At 46.5% G+C, this 553-nt stretch carries 1 protein-coding gene; it reads right to left on the reverse strand.

Annotation, left to right across the window (positions count from 1 at the left end):
* Positions 1–553 (reverse strand): helix-turn-helix-type transcriptional regulator (locus R7Q09_RS27570; protein WP_318144134.1); only part of this gene is annotated, 553 nt, incomplete at both ends.

Here is a 553-nt window from a genome sequence, read left to right on the forward strand (position 1 = left end):
CGCTTTATTCGAGAACACATAAACACGCTGGTAGCGTTCAATCACGTCGTGATCCACCAAGCCAGAAACGTCGTCCACCTTGTCGATTAAGGTGATGTGGTAACCTTGCTCACACAACTTCGCCGCCTGAATCCAGCTTTCCGCATCTCGACTTTGTTCAAAGCTGATCAACAGGCATTTCCCCTTAGTAGATGCTTTGTTTTCAGAATCGATCACCAATGCCAAACGCGTGATTAAACAGGTTTGGAACAATCCCATCTGCAAAGAGCGCAGCGAGCCCTTAACCAAATCCAATGCCTCAAACACAGGATTGATAAACTGATCTACGACTAAGTTGAGCGGGTACTCTTTCAATACCGATGAAAGGACGCTTTCCGTTTTGCCACGATTGAGTTGCGACAACGCAGACAGTACGGTTTCCACTTCTTCAAGCGAATGGTTTTCTGCACTGATTTCTACATCCGATTGGCCGAGCAATCCTTTCACTTTGCCGATCGCAATGCCTTTGGATAACCAACCTTGAATTTCACGAATCGTATCGAGATCTTGCTGG

It is taken from the genome of Vibrio sp. 2130-1, assembly GCF_033339515.1.